This is a genomic window from Aeromonas sp. ASNIH4, from assembly GCF_002934425.1.
Classification (GTDB): domain Bacteria; phylum Pseudomonadota; class Gammaproteobacteria; order Enterobacterales; family Aeromonadaceae; genus Aeromonas; species Aeromonas hydrophila.
The window spans coordinates 3,480,025-3,500,204 of sequence record NZ_CP026217.1 but is presented as its reverse complement, the minus strand read 5'-3'; the positions used below and the strand labels follow the sequence as shown (position 1 = coordinate 3,500,204).

General features: G+C 51.1%; 22 protein-coding genes. 21 read left to right on the top strand and 1 reads right to left on the bottom strand.

The window, feature by feature from the left end:
* The first annotated feature begins 104 nt into the window (after positions 1-104).
* The 21 genes from C2U40_RS27020 to C2U40_RS15960 all read left to right on the top strand — a co-directional run bounded on the left by C2U40_RS27020 (position 105) and on the right by C2U40_RS15960 (position 18,949).
* On the top strand, positions 105-596 hold the full coding sequence (locus C2U40_RS27020; protein WP_146054358.1) for a hypothetical protein: 492 nt from the start codon (positions 105-107) through the stop codon (positions 594-596).
* Entirely contained in the window at positions 506-793 is a 288-nt protein-coding gene (locus C2U40_RS16035; protein ID WP_103827269.1) for a DUF637 domain-containing protein, read from the top strand. The genes C2U40_RS27020 and C2U40_RS16035 overlap by 91 nt, the downstream gene beginning before the upstream one ends.
* Before the next feature lie 111 nt (positions 794-904).
* Positions 905-1,534: a hypothetical protein gene (locus C2U40_RS26190; RefSeq protein WP_158656448.1), complete on the top strand. Its 630-nt coding sequence runs from the start codon at positions 905-907 to the stop codon at positions 1,532-1,534.
* Positions 1,535-2,107: 573 nt separating this feature from the next.
* On the top strand, positions 2,108-2,284 hold the full coding sequence (locus tag C2U40_RS26185) for a hypothetical protein (RefSeq protein ID WP_158656447.1): 177 nt from the start codon (positions 2,108-2,110) through the stop codon (positions 2,282-2,284).
* A 429-nt stretch (positions 2,285-2,713) separates the two neighbouring features.
* Entirely contained in the window at positions 2,714-2,941 is a 228-nt protein-coding gene (locus C2U40_RS16030; RefSeq protein WP_103827268.1) for a hypothetical protein, read from the top strand.
* Between the two features lie 296 nt (positions 2,942-3,237).
* Positions 3,238-3,807 carry a hypothetical protein gene (locus C2U40_RS26180; protein ID WP_146054356.1) on the top strand — a complete coding sequence of 190 codons (570 nt, stop codon included), beginning with the start codon at positions 3,238-3,240 and terminating at the stop codon, positions 3,805-3,807.
* Positions 3,808-4,500: 693 nt separating this feature from the next.
* Positions 4,501-4,713, top strand: a complete 213-nt coding sequence (locus C2U40_RS16025; RefSeq protein WP_181014745.1) for a hypothetical protein — start codon at positions 4,501-4,503, stop codon at positions 4,711-4,713.
* A 91-nt stretch (positions 4,714-4,804) separates the two neighbouring features.
* Entirely contained in the window at positions 4,805-5,089 is a 285-nt protein-coding gene (locus C2U40_RS26175) for a hypothetical protein (RefSeq protein WP_146054355.1), read from the top strand.
* 79 nt (positions 5,090-5,168) lie between these two features.
* Positions 5,169-5,471, top strand: coding sequence for a hypothetical protein (locus C2U40_RS16020; RefSeq protein WP_103827267.1), 303 nt, complete (start codon positions 5,169-5,171; stop codon positions 5,469-5,471).
* A gap of 85 nt (positions 5,472-5,556) precedes the next feature.
* Positions 5,557-7,596: a VENN motif pre-toxin domain-containing protein gene (locus C2U40_RS16015; RefSeq protein WP_103827266.1), complete on the top strand. Its 2,040-nt coding sequence runs from the start codon at positions 5,557-5,559 to the stop codon at positions 7,594-7,596.
* Positions 7,593-7,919 carry an Imm42 family immunity protein gene (locus tag C2U40_RS16010; protein ID WP_103827265.1) on the top strand — a complete coding sequence of 109 codons (327 nt, stop codon included), beginning with the start codon at positions 7,593-7,595 and terminating at the stop codon, positions 7,917-7,919. The genes C2U40_RS16015 and C2U40_RS16010 overlap by 4 nt, the downstream gene beginning before the upstream one ends.
* Positions 7,916-8,083 (top strand): Imm42 family immunity protein, encoded by a 168-nt coding sequence (locus C2U40_RS27015; protein ID WP_146054354.1) that lies wholly within the window; start codon positions 7,916-7,918, stop codon positions 8,081-8,083. The genes C2U40_RS16010 and C2U40_RS27015 overlap by 4 nt, the downstream gene beginning before the upstream one ends.
* 653 nt (positions 8,084-8,736) lie before the next feature.
* On the top strand, positions 8,737-9,507 hold the full coding sequence (locus C2U40_RS16000) for a LuxR family transcriptional regulator (RefSeq protein WP_181014744.1): 771 nt from the start codon (positions 8,737-8,739) through the stop codon (positions 9,505-9,507).
* A gap of 230 nt (positions 9,508-9,737) precedes the next feature.
* On the top strand, positions 9,738-10,256 hold the full coding sequence (gene hcp1 / locus C2U40_RS15995) for a type VI secretion system effector Hcp1 (protein WP_005332563.1): 519 nt from the start codon (positions 9,738-9,740) through the stop codon (positions 10,254-10,256).
* Between the two features lie 187 nt (positions 10,257-10,443).
* The gene (locus C2U40_RS26740) at positions 10,444-10,731 is read left to right on the top strand and encodes a hypothetical protein (RefSeq protein ID WP_103827294.1); all 288 of its coding nucleotides are present in this window, start codon (positions 10,444-10,446) and stop codon (positions 10,729-10,731) included.
* A 10-nt stretch (positions 10,732-10,741) separates the two neighbouring features.
* The gene (locus C2U40_RS15985; RefSeq protein ID WP_103827263.1) at positions 10,742-12,787 is read left to right on the top strand and encodes a type VI secretion system Vgr family protein; all 2,046 of its coding nucleotides are present in this window, start codon (positions 10,742-10,744) and stop codon (positions 12,785-12,787) included.
* Positions 12,787-13,656 carry a DUF4123 domain-containing protein gene (locus C2U40_RS15980; RefSeq protein WP_103827262.1) on the top strand — a complete coding sequence of 290 codons (870 nt, stop codon included), beginning with the start codon at positions 12,787-12,789 and terminating at the stop codon, positions 13,654-13,656. Before C2U40_RS15985 ends, C2U40_RS15980 begins: the two co-directional genes overlap by 1 nt.
* Positions 13,653-16,823 (top strand): T6SS effector BTH_I2691 family protein, encoded by a 3,171-nt coding sequence (locus C2U40_RS15975; RefSeq protein ID WP_103827261.1) that lies wholly within the window; start codon positions 13,653-13,655, stop codon positions 16,821-16,823. The genes C2U40_RS15980 and C2U40_RS15975 overlap by 4 nt, the downstream gene beginning before the upstream one ends.
* Positions 16,823-17,617: a hypothetical protein gene (locus C2U40_RS15970; protein ID WP_103827260.1), complete on the top strand. Its 795-nt coding sequence runs from the start codon at positions 16,823-16,825 to the stop codon at positions 17,615-17,617. The genes C2U40_RS15975 and C2U40_RS15970 overlap by 1 nt, the downstream gene beginning before the upstream one ends.
* Positions 17,618-17,828: 211 nt before the next feature.
* On the top strand, positions 17,829-18,164 hold the full coding sequence (locus C2U40_RS26165; protein WP_146054353.1) for a hypothetical protein: 336 nt from the start codon (positions 17,829-17,831) through the stop codon (positions 18,162-18,164).
* 38 nt (positions 18,165-18,202) lie between these two features.
* Entirely contained in the window at positions 18,203-18,949 is a 747-nt protein-coding gene (locus C2U40_RS15960) for a hypothetical protein (protein ID WP_103827258.1), read from the top strand.
* 281 nt (positions 18,950-19,230) lie between these two features.
* Here C2U40_RS15960 and C2U40_RS15955 read toward each other — a convergent pair whose 3' ends face one another.
* Positions 19,231-20,112, bottom strand: a complete 882-nt coding sequence (locus C2U40_RS15955; protein ID WP_103827257.1) for a LysR family transcriptional regulator — start codon at positions 20,110-20,112, stop codon at positions 19,231-19,233.
* Between the last annotated feature and the right edge of the window lie 68 nt (positions 20,113-20,180).

The following is a 20,180-nucleotide window of genomic DNA, read 5'->3' as shown; positions in this document are numbered from 1 at the left end:
GGCCAGCAACCTGCTGGCGGGGTTAGACCTGTCGTTGGTGGCAGTAAACACCCATTGATCGCACCACCACCCAGCAGGGAGTCGAGCTCAGCGGCCACAACCTGATGCTTGAGGCCGGCAATCACCTGATTGCCCAAGCCAGCACCCTGGATGCCAAGGGCAATGCTGCGTTGCAGGCCGGTGGTGAACTGCAACTGCTCACCGCAGACAACGAGGTCTATCACTTCGAGCAGAACAAGAGCAAAGGCCTCCTGAAGTCGAAATCTACCGAAATAGAGCAAAATCTGGGAGCGGTTCTCAAAGAACTGGGCAGCAGCGCCAATATCAAGCATTTGGCCACCTCGGTGGCCTTGACTGGTTTTAACGAATGGGCTGGCTTGTCAAGCGGTGCCCCCAATGCTCCCGCTCCCTATGCCCAGCCGGGGGCGATTAAAGTGTTCTCCTGGGATACCTTCAACCGGGTCACCAGCAACGCCGGGATTAGTGCCGGAACAGATAGCACACCATCAATGGTTCCAACTTTGCTGATAGCTTCAAAGCCAGCCTGTTATCCAATATTCAGAGGGAAGTGGGTAAAGCCACGGCCAACTGGATAGGGGATCAAGGCATTCAATTTGATGCCGCCAACAGCCCGTTGGCAGAGGCAGGGAAAATCGCTGCCCATGGGGTGACCAGCGGTGCCATTGCCGAGATCACTGGCGGCAAGTTTGCGGCGGGAGCGGCCGGCGGTGCCATGTCGGAACTGGCTAGTAACTGGAGCCTGGGGGCCTTTAGCGGCAACGAGGAGTATTAGGTTGCCCTCAACAAGGTGTTGGGTGGACTTGCGGCAGTGGCCGTCACCGGGGATGAAAACGACTTCGACACTGGCGCAGACCGGGCTGAGACGGTGCATCGGTACAATGCGATGGCACATACGTTAGCCGCGCTGAAAGCGCGCGATCCTGAACAATTTGCCAAGTTGATGGAGGCTAAAAGAAATCAATACAAGACTTGTGGTGAATCGGCAGAATGTAAAAAAATGATGATTGCTGGTTTGGGATTAGTGGGCTTGCCCCTGCTTCCATCAGAGTTGCTAGCTGCGGGGGGAATAGGGGGAGGGGCCAAATTTGGGTTTGAGCTGTGGGATAATAAAGGTGACTTAAGTAAAGTTGATGTGGGCGAGGTTGTATTTTCTACTTACTTAAGTGCAGGTACAGCAGGTTGGAGCTTCTGGCCAACTGTAGCTGTCAATGCTGCAGGTGGAGCTTATACGAGCCATTTGAAAGGAGAAGATCCACTTGTCGGTGGTTTCGCGAGTTCTTTGGGAGCTGGTACTGGATATTGGGCCGGTAAATTCGTTGAGCCATTGGCAAAAAATTTATTTAACGTGAACCAAAATGGTATAAAATATGAGTTCATTGACATAGGTTTGACTATACAAAAGAACAAGCCGGAAAGTATTATTTCGAGTTCTTTTGGAAATGCAGGTGGTTTCATTTCATCGGAACTATCAACCAAGTTTTTTGAAAGTGAATTAAAAGAGGCTGACTGGTGAGGTATTTTTCTGGAGCGTTTTTTTTCTATTTCCGCCAATTGTATTTTCCATTATTGGCGGTATTATTTATATTTCTGTAAATTTTTTTACATTCATCTTCTATGGACGTAAATTGAATCTGTCATGGTCGTTGTTAATTTCATTTGCAGAGAAAGGTGTAATGTATGGAGTATCGCTTAGTGGTGTCTTTCTTCTGATTTTAATATGTTCGATAGTTAGGTCGAAATTTTTATCATGGCGGCGTTAGAGCTCTCTTTTTCAAGTCGTTGGTGATGAGTTGAGAGGAATAAATAGTAGCTATTAGTAGTGGATATTTATTGGAGAAGATTGTTGTATATACATTTATCAGTGTCGTGACCCTTTATCTGGCTCAGTTGGTGCCCATCTTGGGTGATGGCCCATACCTAGAATAAGAACGCCATGGTCAGTGGTACCGGTGGCAAGTTTGCTGCGGGGGCAGTCAGGTTTTCTCTGATTCCGAGCACCAGGTTGCTTTGAACAAGGTATTGGGTGGTTTGGCTGCAGTAGCCATCACTGGGGATCGTCAATACCGGCGCAGACCGGGCGGAGACTGTGTATCGTTACAATAGTCTTCAGCATATGTTTAACTTAGCTGCTGAAGCGAAGATGGCCGATGTGAATAGAGGACTTGAAACCATAATTAAAAATGCTGATGAAGAGGCTAAGAAAGAAACGCTAAAGGAAACACTTAAAACAAGTGCCTATATTGTCGGTGCCGCATATTTTTGACCTGCAGCAGCAGTCGAGAGTGTTTTCGCAGGATCATCAATATCAACTATAGCTAATGCAGCATATCAGTGGTATGACCTTAGTCTGCCTGGCAATGAAAATAAATCTCGGGATTATTTGGGAAGTGCTAATGCAGTATTTGCAGGAGCGTTGGCTCCTGGTAGGGGTATAAAGGAAAATATAGGTGTAGCTATTGGGGTGTCTCTTATTTTAGATGATTTTAGTATTGATAAAGCTGGTGTTTCCGGGGTCGGAGCTGCCTTGGGGGGGCGCATATGGAAAGTATATGCCTGGGCTTTCTAATAAAATCCTAAAGAGAGACAAAATACCAGGTTTTTTTTGAAACAACAGGCAGTCTTGGTGGTGAGTTTTTTACTGGGCTCTCTAATAAGTTGCTTTTAGAGAGAGTTGAAAAAAAGAGGTCATGAAATGAAGTGTTATCTTGGGTTATGGCTTTACTCATGTTTTTTTTGTGTCCTTTTATGTTTTTTAATTGGAGGGGCAAGCTCCATTTCTTTTTATTTTAAAGAAGGCGAGTTTCTTGTTCCTAAAGGAGAGGTTGAACGGGCGGTTATATTTGGTTTTATAGCGGGAACATCGATATCAATATATGTTTTTGTTGTATCTCTCTTTAAAAAAAGTGAAAAAAAAGAGTGAGATAAAGTATATATGAATTTTGAAATCCCAGAAGGAAATCTGGGATGCCCACCTTTTTGTTAAATTTGAGATGGCCAACAGCCCGTTGGCAGAGGCAGGGAAAATCGCTGCCCATGGGGTGACTAGCTGTGCCATCGCCGAGATTACCGGCGGCAGTTTGCGGCGGGGGCGGTGACAGGCGATTAAAACCAGTTTGATACCGGGGCTGACAGGGCGGAGACAGCAGAACGTTACAATAATCATGCCTATGCATTGGCTGCACTCAAAGCTCGTTATCCAGAGAATATGCCAAGTTAATGGATGAGAAACAAAAGGAGTTTAAATCTTGTGGTGAATCACCAGAGTGTAAAAATGTAGCAATAGCGGGTTTTGGCCTCGTAGGCTTACCACGACTTTCATCAGAGCTGTTGCTCGCGGCAGGCATCGGTGGCTCAGCAAGTACAGGTTTCCAGTTGTGGGACAATAATTGGGATATCAGTAAAGTCGATGCAAGAGAAGATGTATTTTCTGCTTACCTGAGCGCGGGTACTGTTAGCTGGGGATTCTGGTCAACGGTCGGTGCGAACGGAGCCGGTGGCGCTTATATGAGTTACCTCAAAGGGGAAGATCCTTTAAATGGTGGAGTTTCAAGTGGGGTTGGTGCTGGATTAGGATATGGTTTAGGAAAGTTAATAGAGATACCGCTGGATATTAAGATGAACCCAAGTTATAAAAATTACGAGTGGATAGATATAGGGCTTGGAATAACCAAGCAACCTGCCAGCAATATTACTCCCAGCACTACAGGGAACGTTGTAAGCTCTGTTCCTTCAGAATGGACATCTAAGGTAGGAGAGGAAAAAATTAAAGATGAATTTAAAAAGTAGAATTTTCATTTTTGTTGCAAGATGTATAGGGGTGATTGCCACTTCGATGTTTTTTACACCTATATTGGCAGGGTTTGCTGGCATCCTTATTGATATTTATATCTATTTTAGATATGGTCACACTTTTAATGTTTTGAATGAGTATTTATTTTTTGCATCCAAGGGCGTTGCGCTCGGTGTGATTATTGGGATATCAGGTTGTATAATTCTTTTATTTAGGGGCAGTAGAGCCTAGACCCTTCTTACTGAAGGTGCGAAAAAGTCGCTCGCACCTTCATGCTAATTAATCAGCATGCTGTTAGTATGTTGTCGCTACAACTATACATGTTTTGTTAATGCTTTTTATAAAGTTAGTTGTTTAAGGGGGGGGAGTAAAATTGATGGATGCTCTAGATTTCTATAAGAACTTAAAAAGCACAGCCATTAATAAAGAATGACTAATGGTTGTGTTAGATATTCTATGCTAGAAGTTACTGCCAGAGCAGAGGTTGCTATCCGAAGAACCTATCTTTTTGCGGAGTTCAACCCTAAAACTGGTAATACGAGGCAATGGATGGAGAGTGATCATCATTCAGGAAGTGTAATTCGTGTCCACCCAAAGAGTATTAATGGACAGCCAGTTGACGCTCAGCATTACCCTCCAACGGGAGCTGAATTGAAGAGTCGGGGACAACAATGACTCTAGGATACATAGTGGTCGATAGGCTTGAAAAAACAGCTGTCGGTGGATTTGATGTTTTTAAAATATCAAAAGAGGCATTTAGTATTTATCAGGATCCAGAGCTCTCCCTCACAGAGAATTTAGATATGGTATTGTTATCGCTGATCGCGATGGAGGATGGGCCAGAGTTCGAAATGATAGAAAAAGAATTTTGGATCTTACTATCAGAGATTCGACAGATGTAGGGCCGGTTCGATTAAGATTCTGGGACACCCACCATTTTGACGGGGCGTAGTGGTTTGCTTGGCTTAAGCGACAACGCAGAGGGAACTCGCCATGACCATCGCCCGTTCACGCCAAATCAGCCTGCAGATACGCCTTACTACCACGTGGTGGGCCGCTGTGTGCGATGTCGGGGGACATGTTCAAGCCTGTAGCCAGGGTGGAACATGCGATAGTTATAATTTATTTCCTCAGGATAAGAATTTTAACAATTCTGAATATAAGGTTTTCTATGAAAATGAAATAAAACGAGCACTTGATGATCCAAGTAAAACTGTGGGCCAGACTAAGGTGGTTTTTGTGAGAGATAACCTGAGTCAGTTAGACCGACAGCTTTGACCGTGACATTTAAAATCGATGGTGTTGTTACTGAAAGAACCTTTTTAAATGAGGCCGGAAAATCGCCGGGGACATCAAAATGATAACTGAAGACTTTACTTTGGCTAACAAGCTGTTTGCAATTGTTGATGAAGGGATTGTTGATGGGTATGATTTTTTCTCTTATAAAATTGATATTGGTGATGGATATATAGATGCTGTTTTAACTGTGGAGAATGAAGGGGTGATAACTACTGATGCAAAGAGGGATATTAATAATGCTGAAGTGCTTGGCATAATGATGAAGCTTAAAGGGAACTCTATTTCTAGAGGTGATAATTGGAGAACATTAATCATATCCTATAGGCATGGTGAACAGGTGAAATTAAATTTCAATCAATAACGAATGTATTATGAGTGCTGGGATATAGGCTCGACTAGCAAAGCGTAATCGGGCGTTTTCAAAGAGGGTGTGGGATGCCACGTAATTGTTGGGCGATCAGGTCAGTGGTAACAAGGTTGATTCCGACATCGGCTACAACATGGCCCTGATCAGCCAACAGGATAACGATCACTACCAGAGCCAGCAGAGCAGCATTTCGGCGGGCGGCAGCTTTACCTTTGGCAGCATGACTGCTTCTGGTTACGTCAATGCCAGCCGTCAGAAGATCAACAGTGACTTTGAGAGCGTGGTAGAGCAGACCGGCGTCTTTGCCGGCAAACAGGGTTTTGATGTCCGGGTGGGCGAACATACCCAGCTCAATGGCGTCGTGCTGGCGGGTAGCGAGGATGCCGGCAAGAACCATCTGTCTACCGGTACGCTGGGCTGGAACGATCTGGTCAACCGTGCCGAATACAAGGTTGAAAGCCAGAGCGTGGGGATCAGTGGCAGTGGTGATAGCACCAAGGGTTTCTCCAGCATTGCGGCTATGACTTCGCTCGGTGGCAGCAACAGCAACAGCAACAGCAGCGGCAGCGCTAGCTCGACTACCTTCGCCTCAATCGGGGCGGGTGATATCGAGATCCGCAATACAGCTGGCCAGCAACAGGATCTGGTGAGTTTGCATCGTGATCCCACCCTGGCGGTCAACAGGCTTTCTCCCATTTTTGACAAGCAAAAAGAGCTGGCAAGGATGCAGGAGGCCCAGCTGATTGGTGAGGTCGGGAAGCAGGCGACCCAGATGGTGGTCAGCCACCATCTGGCTGCAGCCAATGAAAAGGCCAAGGATGATCCCGAGTACGCCAACAGCAAGGAGTACAAGGCGCTGCAGGAGAAATGGGGCGTGGGCAGCGACTTCCAGCGCGGTATGCAGGCAGCGACGGCGGCACTGCAAGGCTTGGCGGGGGGCGACCTGACTCAGGCCGCAGCTGGTGCCGCCGTCCCCTACCTGGCCCAGATGGTCAAGCAACAAACCGATGATGGTCCGTCCCGTGTGATGGCACACGCGTTGGTACAGGGGGCGCTGGCCGCCGCCCAGAACAAGAATGCCATGGTCAGTGCCACCGGCGCCGCGACTGGTGAGTTGGCCGGCATGATGGCGACCGAGCTTTACCACAAAGAAGCCAGCCAGCTGACAGAGGGAGAGAAGGAGACCGTCTCCACCTTGGCGACTTTGGCTGCTGGATTGGCGGGTGGTTTGACCGGCGATAGCACCGCCAGTGCTTTGGGTAGTGCCCAGACCGGCAAGACGGTGGTGGAGAACAATCTGCTGGCTAAAGAATTGGTTGAAGGTTGTGCTATCGCATCACCATGTCGTACAAAGGTTGCAGAGCAGATCATCGAGATTTCGATAAAGGCAGGGATTGTTGGTTTAGCCGGTGTCGCTATTAAAAATGTTGCCGACAAAATGTCGTCAGATGAGTTGGATCATCTTATTACTTTGTCTATGATGGGAAATGATGAGATCACAGAAAAATATATCATTTCCCTACAAGATAAGTACGGTTTACATACCGGAGGTAATCAGCTTGATGGGGAATTTAAATTACCTCAGCACACAGGACGGGATCCAAAAGTAGATTCAACTTTGGTGTTGACCCACACTGGTAATGATAAACCGAATGCAGATAGTATAACTAACACTGGAAATACCGATAGTAAACCAGATGTTGGTAGTAGTACGACTGTGACACCGCTCTCGGAAGCAACCAGCAAGGATGATCTTTTATATTTATCTGAGCGAGTAGATAATAGACTGCCGATTCCAGAACCAATCATTGCTAGTAATGGGTTCAAGGTTGAGTCTAACACTAAGCATACACCTGGAGCTCCAGGTTTTAGACCTAATGCAGGTATTGAGCTGAAAAATTACATGGATTTATTTGAGCATTCTATTGCAACGAAGGATCCGAAAGTAAGACTGTCTATTGATAACGATGGGAATATACATAGATTTTTTAATACAAGTAAAGATGGTACCGGCACTTACCACTGGAGTGGAAGCTCTGGTGATGGAAAAAATGCACTGGGGAATAGAGAGCTCGGCTCTTTCAATAAAGAAATTAAAGAGTTAAAGGGGAAGGAATGATTTTCGGTCAACCTTTTGAGTTTGCTGTTTTTTATGAGCTTTTGGAAAAGACAGATAATGGACACTGGGAATTTGGAATCTTCATTTTTTTTATCGAAGATGAAATTTATCCATCAAAAGGGTCTAATTATACATTATCTATGGCTGTGAATTATTTGAAGGATACTCATCAAGAAGTGATTGATAGTCAAGATGAAGGGTTAGATATATCAATAACTGATCATGCTTTATTAAAGTTATTAGCTCATTCACATGGAATCCTACTTGATTGCGATCCTGAGGATCTGGATTTACCTGATTCAAATAAGGTTGGGGTTTTTTGAGTCCCCCTGAGGTTGCTGATGCAGGATTTTATCTTTTTTATTATTTAGGAAGTAATGAAAGTGAATTTCTAATATATAGCTCTGATTATGGGAATACAGCTAAAAAAACAATTTTAAATAAGGGTACTGTGAGTCGTGTGTTGGATGAACTTCTATACAAATAATCAATGTTGGGCTGTAGACTCGACTAGCGAAGCGTAATCGGCGTTAGTAAAGAGGCGGCAGTTTCAGCGTGTTAGCCAATCTTAATGTCGCCAAAGGCAAGAATCTGGGTAACACTGAGTGCTACATCGAAACTAATAATACACCCGGTGATATCCTGACCCTCAAAGAGGGGCGGGATAGAACCATGCAGAGAGTATGGATAAAGGAGACAAGGTAGCAGAATAAAGATTGCTACCAGAGTCAGCAGAGTGGTATCTCGGCTGGCGGCAGCTTTACCTTTGACACTATGAATGCTTCTGACTACGTCAATACCAGCCGTCAGAAGAGCAACTGTGGCTATGAACGTGTAGTTCAACAGACCGGCGTCTTGCCAGCCAGCAGGGTCTTGATATCCGGGGTTGCACACCCAACTGGCCGGTAGCGAGGGGGAAGCAAGAACGGCCTCTCCACCGGTGCCTTAGGCTAGGATGCCACGAGACTTCTGACTTTTTTGTAGTGTTTTATTACAAATTTTTCTCTTCACTAGCATAAAGTGTGGGAGAGTTCTGATTTTTAGACCTGCCGGGGTGTGTCATCTATTGACGCTTGTTAACATTTAGCATGTTTCCATGTTTGGCTAGCTTACCTTGTGCACAATCCTCATACCCCAGAGATGAATACTCTGCATGCGCTGGATCTCATCGGCCAGTTCGAGACGGCCGCTGACGAGCGCACCATAGTGACCCTGCTGCGCGAGCTTAGCGGTCGCATGGGATTCGACTATTTTCGCTTGGCCTTGATCTTTCCCAGTACCATCCAGCGCCCGGATGTCATCATTTTCAACGGCTGTCCGCAGGCCTGGGTGGATACCTACACCAGCAGCGGCTTCTTTGCCATCGACCCCATCGTCAAGTGCGCCATGACCAGGAGCACCCCTATTCTGTGGGCCGATGTGGTGAAGAATGAGGAGCATTGTGATGAGCAGGGCCGGGAGGTGATGCAGCTGGCCAGCGAGTACGGCATTTGTGATGGCATCACCCTGCCCTGGCACGGTGCCAACGGTCATGTCGGCCTGCTCTCTTTTATTACCAGTACGCCTCGTAGCCGCCAGCAATGGCTCTCTGCAGTGCCTTTTATCAGCTGGCTCTCCATGCATATTTTCGAGGCGGTGGCCCGGGTCTGTCTGGCGGGTCTGTCACCGCACGATGCGTTGAGTTTGCGGGAGCTGGAGGTGTGTCGCTGGGCGGCGGAGGGCAAGCAGGTGAGCGATATTGCCCAGATCCTGGGGATCACTCCCCGTACCGTGACGTTTCATCTGAACAATGTGGTCAGCAAGCTGGGGGCCAGCAGCAAGAGCCAGGCCATTTCATGGGCATTGAAGCAGGGGATGGTCAGGTTGAACGTGGAGATGGCGTTGGTCGCCAATGTGGATGAAAAGCAGTGATTATGTTTGTTTCAAGCAACTTGTTGCGTAGGTGGCGAGATGTTCCACTGCGAGTGCAAGAACTAATGGTGCAATAGTCTGCTGGTTGCAACTTTTTGCGCCATGTATCCGGCAGGACTGCTTATTTTTTTCTTAAGTCTTTGAAAAATAAATATAAAAAAGAGTGGCATGGTCGCTGCTAACTGGTTCGGTCGAGTGTCATTACCGTGCAACCAATCAGGAGCAAACTCATGCCAACTCCATGTTATATCAGCATCGAAGGTAAAACCCAGGGCAATATCACCGCTGGTGCCTTCACTTCCGATTCCGTCGGCAACATTTTCGTGCAGGGTCACGAAGATGAGATGCTGGTACAAGAGTTTCAGCACGTCGTGACCGTGCCGACTGACCCGCAATCCGGTCAGCCTGCGGGTCAGCGTGTCCACAAACCGTTCAAGTTCACCGTTGCGCTGAACAAGGCCGTGCCGCTGATGTACAACTCGCTGGCGTCCGGCGAAATGCTGCCGAAAGTGACCCTGAAGTGGTACCGCACCTCTGTCGAGGGCAAGCAGGAGCACTTCTTCTCTACCGTGCTGACCGATGCCACCATCGTTGACATCGACTGCCAGATGCCGCACTGCCAGGATCCGGCGAAGTCTGACTTCACCCAGCTGATCCAGGTCTCCATGGCCTACCGCAAGATCGATTGGGAGCACACCGTTGCCGGTACTTCCGGTGCAGATGACTGGCGCGCACCGATCGAGGCCTAACTCTCGATCTCTTATTTGCCGTTATTCCTTGTAGTGCACCCCATGGCCTGACGATGGCAGTGTCAGCTGTCGTCAGGCCCGTGCAAGTTTTCTCCGACCTGTTCAACTGGATGCGGTCGGAGCTTTTGTGTTTTGCCATATGGCTGCGAGGCGACCTTATGGCAAAGCACAACAGAGGCCAGTCGTCATGTGTTCCACCATTGCATCGTCCGGTGACGTGCCCATCGAGCGCGATGGGCTTTTCCCATCTCCCGTGATTTCAGTCAGCTCTGAGCGTTTTCTCGGTAGCAAATTGGCGTCCCGGCAGGACGAGCCGCTGGCCCCTTACGATAAATCCGACAAACCCCTCCGCCCGCGCAGCAACTCTGGTCGCCAGCGTACTTTGCGGTGTGGCGGCCAACCCATCACTGTGACCGGTACCGCCGTCGGCTGCGGCGGCGTGGTGATTGGTTCAGGCAGCGGACAGGCAGGTTAAGGAGCGCTTCATGGCAGACAGCACAGGATTACAATTTACCGTCAAGGTAGGGGCCCTGCCCGAGAGCACCTTCGTGGTGGCCGAGTTTGCACTGGAGGAAGGGCTAAACCGGCCGTTCAACCTGCGCCTGGAGTTGGCGAGTCCCCAGCCCGACATCGACTTTGGCACCGTGCTGGACCAGCCCTGCGAGCTGCTGGTGTGGTACAACGGCGAGCTGCAGCGCCGGGTGTGCGGGGTGGTCAGTGACTTTGCGCAGGGTGATAGCGGCTTTCGCCGCACCCGCTATCAGCTGCTGGTGCAGCCGGCCCTGTGGCGGCTCTCTTTGCGCCAGAACTCCCGCATCTTCCAGGCGCAGAAGCCCGATGAAATCCTCAGTATCCTCTTGCAAGAACACGGCATCACCGACTACGCCTTTGCCCTGAAAAACGAGCATGCCAAGCGGGAATACTGCGTTCAGTATCGCGAGACCGACCTCGATTTCGTAAATCGCCTCGCCGCCGAAGAGGGGATGTTCTACTTCCACGAGTTTGAAGCGGGCAAGCACCGCATCGTGTTTGCTGACGATGCCGCAGCATTGACTCAAGGCCCCGAGCTCTTCTTCAACCTCGGCAACCGTTCCCTCGAGCAAGGCCCCTATGTGCGCCAGTTCCACTACCGCGAGGCGGTGCGCCCATCGGATGTGGAGCTCAAAGACTACAGCTTCAAGACGCCTGCCTACGGCCTCTCTCACAAAAAGCAGGGCGCTGAGCTCGAGCACCAGCGCGATACCTACCAGCACTTCGACTATCCGGGCCGCTACAAGCAGGACCCGAGCGGCAAGGCCTTTGCACAACATCGGCTCGATGCGCTGCGCAACGATGCCGTGGCGGGCCTGGCTAAGTCCAACTGCGCCGCCTTGCTGCCGGGGCAGAGCTTCTCGCTCACCGAACACCCCAACGGCAGCCTCAACACCGACTGGCAAATCGTGCGTATCCAGCACACCGGCTTGCAGCCGCAGGCCTTGGAAGAAGAAGGCGGCAGCGGCCCCACCGTCTATCACAATGAATTTGGCGTAGTGAAAGCGAGCACCACCTGGCGGGCCCGCATCGGCAGCCCGGAGGCACCCCATAAGCCCATGGTGGATGGCCCGCAAATCGCCATGGTGGTGGGTCCCGACGGGGAGGAGATTTACTGCGACGAGCACGGCCGGGTCAAGCTGCAGTTCCCGTGGGACCGCTACGGCTCGAGCAACGACCAGAGCTCCTGCTGGGTGCGAGTTTCGCAAGGCTGGGCCGGCGGTCAGTACGGCATGATGGCGATACCCCGTATCGGTCACGAGGTCATCGTGAGCTTCCTGGAGGGGGACCCCGACCAGCCCATCATCACCGGTCGCACCTACCACGCCACCAACCGGCCGCCGTATGAGCTGCCAGCCAACAAGACCCGCACCGTGCTGCGTACCGAGACTCATCAGGGGGAGGGTTTCAACGAGCTGCGCTTTGAAGACCAGGCGGGGCAGGAAGAGATTTACATCCACGGTCAGAAAGACCTGAACGTGCTTATCGAAAATGATGCAGCCTGGCACATCAAGCATGACGAACACAGAGACATCGACAATGAGCGGGTGACCCGCATCAAGGCCAATGACCACCTGACAGTGGAGGGCGAGAAGCGCGACCAGATAAAAGCCGACTACTCGCTGACGGTGGATGCCAGTTTGCACCAGAAGTTGGGGCAATCCCTGCTGGTGGAAGCGGGAAGCGAGGTACATCACAAGGCGGGCATGAAGATCGTGATGGAGGCCGGTGCCGAGCTGACCCTCAAGGTGGGCGGCAGCTTTGTGAAGCTCGACGCCGGTGGCGTTACCCTAAGCGGTGGCTCCATCAAGATGAATTCCGGCGGCAGCCCGGGTTCTGGTTCTGGCTGGGGTGGCCAGATGCCGATCCAACCGGAGGCGGTTGAGGTGGTGGCACCACCACCTCCCATGGACCCCGCACGTCAGATCGCGACGCTCAAGTCTGCCGAACCTGTGTGCGAGATCTGTGAGCAACTGGCCAGACAGGAGGGTGGTGGCTGATGGCCATGGCTTTCGTCGCAGAGCGTCCCGACATCGAGCTGAACAGCGGAGAGCAACTCTATCTGTTGCTCGATGGGGCGCGCATTCCCGCGCTGGAGCGCGCGTTGTTCGAGCAGGATCCATCGCCTTCCTATCAGCCCGTTTACCTTCACGCCCCCTGGGACAGCTTGCGAGAAGTGAGCCCCTGTCTGGTCTGTGCAACGCCCAATCTGCTGGATTGGTTTATGCAAAACCGCGATGCATCATGGGGTTACCTGTTATCGTCCCCTCTTTCTCTGTTGCCGTTGGCCGAGCGACTGCGTGGGCTTATCGAGGTGGAGAGTCCCTATGGCAGCAGGATTTTGCTCAAGCTGGCCATGCCGGAGACCATGTGGCGGCTGTTTATGGATGATGAAACCTGGCTTTGGCAGGGGGTGGCTCAAGTCTGGATCCCGACCCGGCAGGGGGAGGAGCAGGTGTGGCAGCACAAGGTTGCCGCGCCTGGAATGGGGTCCCCCACGGGGGATCGCCTGCGACTTTCCGACGTACAGTGGCGCCGTCTGGGAGAGGTGAGCTGGTTGCACACCCTCGATGGGGTAAGAGCACACATGCACACCTGGTTTGGGGCTCGCATGCAGACGCTGTCAGAACCCATTGCCTGGATTGCCCATTGGGCTGATTACGCCTATGCCCAGGGATTCGAGAGCGAGCGGGATCTGCTGCTGTTTTTCAATGTGATGGGGTATCTCGGCAATGACTGGTTTGATGAAGATGAGCATCCCCGGATCAAGGCGTTGATTACCCAGCGTTCGCCCCAGACCCCTTCGCAACGTATCGAGCAGGCCGCCGAGCTTGCTGCAGCATTGAGCAACAAGGATCAAGACGCATGAGTACGCCCAATCAAGCCGCCCAGTGTGCAAACACGACCGACAGCAAGAGCCCGGCAGGAGTCTGTCCGCTCAAGAACAAGAAGATTGCCATTATCCCGGTGCGTTATGCCCTGGATGAGCCGTTCTCCCCGCCACAAAAGCAGCCTCACCCAGTCCCCGCCGGAGCAGGCTTTGTGGTTCCTCTCAAGTTGAAAGAGAGCGGTTATGCCTTGCGCCAGTTGCGTGATGGCTGGCTCTATGTGTATGACGAAAAGACCAAGACATTTGATGAGTACGAGATAAAAGGATCGACCTTCATCAGCCAGAGCAAGGGAAGCAAGGGGCATCTGCTCTACCCGGCGAGCCATACCCTCTCCCTCGCTTATTCTCCCCAGCGCTGGACGGGGCGCATCAAGCATGAGATGGAAAAAAGCGGCGGTTTGCGCACCACCTGGATGCGGCAGGTGAAACTGGGCAGTTTTGCCAGCACCATGAAGGCCCCTCATTGCGGTCTGCCAGATGTGCTCGACAAGGTTGCGGACCTGGGGATGTCCAACAAGGGATTTGTGCTCTCTTCAACCCCTCTTGCCAAGCCTGCCGAAGAGGACAAGCAGGGGATCAAGTTGCTGGCTCACAAACCGGCGAGTTCACCGACTGCCTACAAAGCGGGCATACCGGATCCCAAGAGCGCCATGGTGGTCGCTCTGGAGGACCCGCTGGCCGACCTTGCCGACCTTTCCATGAAGGTCAATCAACTGCTCGCCAAGCGCGAAGCACTGCTGGGGAAAGATGATGCCACCATCAAGGTCAACAGCCACAAGCTGATGATGGCGGAAGTCACGCGCAACCTGGCCAGGGTGCGGCTCGACGAGAAGGAGTTACCCGCCTCCGTCAGGGGCAATGTCGCCAGGAGCCAGGCCTTTGAAGAGGCGCTGGATGATTATCTTGGGGATCGCTACCTCGCCGACATGGAGAGCATGACGGCAGAGCCCGGGATGGTGCGGATCAACTCCCCCATGGAGAAACGGGCTGATGAGAAGCTGAAAATCTTGCGGGAACAATATGGTTTCAATCCATCCCAAAAACAGGTTTCCCAATGGAAAGAGCGCGCCGCCTTCCAGGATGAGGTCAACTGGAGCGGGCTCAATGCCTTTATCAAGCAGTATCAGGTGCCACTCAATGAGCTGGAGCTGGCCCTGACGCGGGCTCATGAAGACCTGTTCAACGGTGTGACCCGCCTCAAGGCCGATCCGCTGCCCTTTGGTCTGGACAACAGAACACCCAAGGGACAAGCCTATCTGCAGACCCTGTTTGCCGAGGCCGGGCCGGTTCTCTCTCTTAGCTGCCGCACGGAGGAGAGGAAGAAAGCGCTGGAGAAACTGCTGGGCGAAAAGAGCCGCGACAACTTGCTGGCGCTAGCCCCTTATGGCTTTGATGCCGCGTTGCACAAGGGATTGAGCGAGCTGACGGTAGACAATGCCTGGCTCAGCACCTCCTCTGGCGATATGACAGCCCTCTTTGGCAGAACGGCTGATCTGGAGATGCTACTGGGGGATGAGAGATTCAAGCAAAAGTCCTGGTTCCAGATGATCGAAGCCGTCATTGAAGCCATGAAAGTGGCTGGAAAATCCATGGCCAAGGGGGCTCACGCCCAGATCATGGCGGCCATCTTGCCCCATGCCTGGAAGAACAGCCTGGCGGGCAACCTCAGGCTCGTATTGCTGGAGTCCCTGCTCGGCGACCAGCCGCTGCAGGTCAACCGAGACTATCGGATGCTCCACAACCGCTTCCAGCAGAAGGTCTGGATCATTGTGAAGGAGATGTCGGCCATCAGCTCCCCCCCTCCCGGGCGCAGCACCACGGTGAAGGCCATCAACGGTCAGCTAAAAACCTTGCAGCAACAGCTTGATACCCTGATTGCCAGCGAAATGCCCCTGCTGGTGAAACTGAAAGGCGATCTCTACCAGCAACAAGCCAGACAATATATTGGTGACTATCTGGCGAGCGTGCGTAGCGGCGTGAATCAACGCATCACGGCCATGAACGAGAGAATTCCCAATCTGGCGACCTTTGGCGGGCTGGTTGCCCTGCTCAACCTCTGGAATCTGACAGTGGTCATCGCAGGGACGGCGCAAAACGCCCAGTCCATCGGTCGGGAGCGGGCAAATATGCAGTTGGGCTCTGCCTTCGCCTGGACGGGCAATGCCATCGCCGCGCTCTATCAGGGGGCTGCATGGGAGAAGCTAAAACCTCTAGTAATTAACGGTAAAACACTGACATCATTGCCTATTAGTGATGTGCTGGGAAGTGAGAGTGGAGCTTTGATTAAGTCATTCTCTATGCGGATGTTAGCTTTTGCTGGATTGGGAATGGTGGCTGCCGGGGCAGAGATGTGGGACACCTTCCAGGCCAGCAAGGATCCCCTGATAAGTGATATGGAAAAGACGCTCTTGCAGATGAAAGCAGGAGTATTGCTGGGGCAAGGAATCATCTTTGGCGCACAGCTCTTCTATCTGCTGGGGAATGGATTGGGTTTCTCATCAATCGCAGCGATCTTTGCGCCCTGGATGCTGGTTGGACTCTTTGTGCTAGGTGCCGCTTATCTGGTGTTGACCGTGCTGCTCAATATTTTTAAACGCTCGGATCTGGAGAAGTGGTTATTACAATCTACTTGGGGTAAGCAGCCTGCCAATTGGTCCTCGGAAGACGAACTGGCTCGCTTTGAAATGCTGGTCAATAAGCCTGGAGCTAGCCTGACTGTAGTGCGCTCCAGGCCTCAGGGCTGGATGGATACCGGTCGCCCCCAGTGGCAGTTGCAACTCTCGCTCCCCGCCCATTTGCGAGGACACACAATAGGGTTAAATGTCACTTCTCAACCACTTGCCAGAGCTGGCCAGATGGTGCCGGTACGCTCCAAAGAGGATCTGGCGCGCTATCAGGCTGCGATGCAGCCCAAGACGCTGGAAACACAACGAGGCTGCTGGGATGACATGGTCTATACCCTACCTTTGGGTATCGCTACCAATAGTGCCATCAAGTTGGAACTGGGATATATGGGCGGTATGGTCCAGCGGGAAATTATCTTCAGGGGCAGTGGAAATAACAACGGCCCCATCACATTGGATACAAGTAGTGGTGAACTGGAAAAAATGCCGGCTTTGGTAGTTGGCAATCAAGGAAATAAATAATGAATAAGGTGAATGCAATGGCTGAGGTAAGTGAGCAGGAAACCCCTCTTCATCAACTATCGCAGGAAGAGCAGCATGAAATCAACACTAACAATCAGAAAAGAGTACGCGAGGCACCGACGATACATGAGTGGGAAATAAGGGTTAGAGAGTCTTTTGTTCCTGTTTTTATATTTTTGTTGATCGGTACACCTATACTTATCGGTGCGGGAATGTTATGGAATAGTTCATCCAATGGCTGGGTTTTTATTATAGTGGGGGTGATTATGTTTCCCTATTTGCGATATTTGGTTATGGCTGATAAGCATTACCATTATCGGCTAACGACAGAAGGTTTAATCACCACTTATCAAGATGCCATTCCCGAAATGGCCTACACCATAGTGCGTGGCTTGGCTTGGCTTGGGGTGGTGGTTTGCGTGATGGCTATGGCTGTATTGGGACCGTTAGCACTGGTTGGTGCAGGTGGTATGGCACTTTTTGCTGTTTTTTTTACTAACTTCGAAAAGAAAGTGTCAGTTGAATACACGGTTTTTAATAAAGATAAAAAATATGTTGTGAAAGTTGTGAAAAATAGAAGCCTTATTCGCTTTGATATCATTCCATTCAGTTGGTTCGAGTTCTCATATTTATATTGCAATGAAGGTGAACTATATAGGGTTTTATCAAGTTTAATGAAAGAACTTGGGTGTGATGAATATAGAGAGTTTAAAAGTGAATTATCTCTTCGCAGAGCTCCCGTTGGTGTATTGGATGTTGGCACGCCAAGAAGGCTGGATGAGATCAATAAGTAAATCCTTCGAGTAATACTTTTGTCAGATGTGACAGTTATAGAGAAATTATTGGTGTCAAAAAAGTGGTGATTTCAATCAACTCTGGTGCAATCAGTCTATCGTAGATGATCTGGTTCCTTTTGAAATGCTGGTCAATAAGCCAGGGGGCAGTTTGACTGTGGTACGCACCGCACCTTAGGGCTGGATGGACACAGGTCGTTCCTAGTGACAGTTGGAACTCTCACTCCCTGCCCATTTACGAGGACAACCCATAGGGTTAAATGTCACTTTGCAACCACTTGCCAGTGCTGACCAAATGATCTCCGCGCGCTCCAAACAGGAGCTGGGCCGTTATCTGGCTGCAATGAAACCCAAGGTGATAGAGACGCTACGAGGGCGTTGGGATGACATGGTCTATTCCCGGTCGCTGGGTGTGGATACCAATTCGGCCATCAAGCTGGAACTGGGCTATCTCGGGGGCATGATTCAGCGGGAGTATATTTTCAATGGTGGTAGTAGCAGTGGCGGTACTGTCATATTGAATAGTAGCAGCGGCGATCTGGGTTAAATGCCCGCGTTGGTGGTCGGTAAGTTGGGGAATAACTGATGGACAAGGTGAATGAGGCAATCGAGGTGAGCGAGCAGGAAATCCCCTTCCATCTGCTACCGCATCAGGAGCAACAACGCATTATCGATACCAATCAAAAAAGGGTGCGTGAGGCACCGACGCTCCACGAGTGGGATATCCGAGTGCCAGAGGCGTATGCCTGGATAATGATATCAATAGTAGTCGGTTCTATGGTGCTTCTCTTTGGGGGCGGGAGTGTATATTCAACAGGTGGTAATGACTGGAGTTTTTTTTATATAGCGCTTGGTGTTTCTATTGTGATGACATTTTATTTACGTTATTTGGTGATGGCGGATAAGGATTACCATTACCGACTAACGACAGAAGGCTTGATTGTAACTTATCAGGAGGCTATTCCGGAAATGGCTTACACCATAGTGCGTGGTCTTGCTTGGTTGGCAATGGCAATATGTGTGATGGCCGTTTCCATGTTGGGGCCATTAGCCTTGGTCGGTGCTGGCGGGATGGCTCTTTTTGCGATATTTTTTACTGACTTTAAACGTGAAGTGTCAGAGCATGAGACTATGTTTAAAAAAGATTGGGATTATATATTGCTTATCTCCAATAAAAAAAATGCACTGAGATTCGAATTGACGCCTTTTAAAATATCATATAGTGATAATGTGTATTGCAATAATACAGACTTTTATAAAGTTATCGAGTTAATCAAGGCGCAAATTAGGTGTGTCGAGATAAAACATATAAAAGGCCACCCGACCGCGTAACGTAAGTCGCTAACTATTTGTATATGATCGTTATAGCAATTAATCTGGGACAAGCTATCTATAAATTTGTCAGTGGAGGATGAACGTACTTGCCTTGAGATGCGGATCAATAAATCGGGTGTCAGCTTGACTGTGGTGCGCTCTGCCTTCAGCGCAGGCCGGATACTCAGCGTCTCATCGTGCCACTAAGTTCAATCTTTTCTGCTTTTAGCTATATCCCCCTTATCTACAAGTCTACAAGTCTACAAGTCTACAAGATTCACTCTGTCTTATTCTGGTGATTATTGGCGCGGGATCAGCCCAATCAGATGCTGCAGGCTTTTCTGGCGGGGATGGCGGCGGGTGGCGAGGCTGATGCGAGTGGTGAGCGGCTCATCTACGATGGGGTGATAGCTGACGCCGTGGGGATGCAGCTCGCTGACCGAGCGCGGGATGATGGCGACCCCGAAGCCGGCCTGCACCATGCCGACGGTGGAGATCACCTGCGGGCTCTGGCTGCCGAGACGGGGGCTGAAGCCGGCCCGCTGGCAGCGCTGGGTGATGGCGTCATGCAGCCCGGGCCCGAGCTCGCGGGGGAACAGGATGAAGGGATCCTGCGCCAGCGCCTCGATAGGAATGGCACCACTGCCGGCCAGCGGATGGTGCGGGGGCAGGGCGATCAGCATCTCCTCCTCGTCGATCAGGTGGTGGGCCAGCGCCGAGCTGCTGCTGCAGGGCAGGCGCAGAATGGCGGCATCCAGCTCCTCGCTCACCAGATCGCGCACCAGATTGGGCATGCTGTTCTCGATAAGGTGCAGGCTGACCTCCGGCCATGCCTGGCGAAAGTCGTGGATGAGCTGCAGCACGCTCGGGTGCAGCACGGTGGAGCCGGCAAAGCCGAGGCGCAGCGAACCCAGCTGGCCACGAGCGATACGCTTGGCCTTCTGCATGGCCTGCTCGGTCTGCGCCAGTATCCCCTTGGCATCCCGATAGAGGCTCAGCCCCGCCTCGGTCAGCTCCACACTGCGGGTCAGCCGGTGAAACAGCGGCGTGCCCACCTCCTGTTCGAATTTGCGGATCTGCTGGCTGAGCGGCGGCTGGGCCATGCCCAGCGCCTCGGCGGCGCGGGTAAAGCTCTGTTTGTCTGCCACGGCCACCAGGTAGCGCAGGTAACGGAATTCCATATCTGGTACGTCTCGAAGCTGATGGGTTTGGATATTGGTATCAAACTGTGATCTTGGTCACTATTGAA

Coding starts and splice junctions, on each gene's coding strand:
- C2U40_RS27020 (WP_146054358.1), top strand. CDS start 105: ATGCTTGAGGCCGGCAATCACCTGATTGCCCAAGCCAGCACCCTGGAT.
- C2U40_RS26190 (WP_158656448.1), top strand. CDS start 905: ATGGCACATACGTTAGCCGCGCTGAAAGCGCGCGATCCTGAACAATTT.
- C2U40_RS16030 (WP_103827268.1), top strand. CDS start 2,714: ATGAAGTGTTATCTTGGGTTATGGCTTTACTCATGTTTTTTTTGTGTC.
- C2U40_RS26180 (WP_146054356.1), top strand. CDS start 3,238: ATGGATGAGAAACAAAAGGAGTTTAAATCTTGTGGTGAATCACCAGAG.
- C2U40_RS26175 (WP_146054355.1), top strand. CDS start 4,805: ATGACCATCGCCCGTTCACGCCAAATCAGCCTGCAGATACGCCTTACT.
- C2U40_RS16020 (WP_103827267.1), top strand. CDS start 5,169: ATGATAACTGAAGACTTTACTTTGGCTAACAAGCTGTTTGCAATTGTT.
- C2U40_RS16010 (WP_103827265.1), top strand. CDS start 7,593: ATGATTTTCGGTCAACCTTTTGAGTTTGCTGTTTTTTATGAGCTTTTG.
- C2U40_RS16000 (WP_181014744.1), top strand. CDS start 8,737: ATGAATACTCTGCATGCGCTGGATCTCATCGGCCAGTTCGAGACGGCC.
- hcp1 (WP_005332563.1), top strand. CDS start 9,738: ATGCCAACTCCATGTTATATCAGCATCGAAGGTAAAACCCAGGGCAAT.
- C2U40_RS26740 (WP_103827294.1), top strand. CDS start 10,444: ATGTGTTCCACCATTGCATCGTCCGGTGACGTGCCCATCGAGCGCGAT.
- C2U40_RS15985 (WP_103827263.1), top strand. CDS start 10,742: ATGGCAGACAGCACAGGATTACAATTTACCGTCAAGGTAGGGGCCCTG.
- C2U40_RS15980 (WP_103827262.1), top strand. CDS start 12,787: ATGGCCATGGCTTTCGTCGCAGAGCGTCCCGACATCGAGCTGAACAGC.
- C2U40_RS15975 (WP_103827261.1), top strand. CDS start 13,653: ATGAGTACGCCCAATCAAGCCGCCCAGTGTGCAAACACGACCGACAGC.
- C2U40_RS15970 (WP_103827260.1), top strand. CDS start 16,823: ATGAATAAGGTGAATGCAATGGCTGAGGTAAGTGAGCAGGAAACCCCT.
- C2U40_RS15960 (WP_103827258.1), top strand. CDS start 18,203: ATGGACAAGGTGAATGAGGCAATCGAGGTGAGCGAGCAGGAAATCCCC.
- C2U40_RS15955 (WP_103827257.1), bottom strand. CDS start 20,112: ATGGAATTCCGTTACCTGCGCTACCTGGTGGCCGTGGCAGACAAACAG.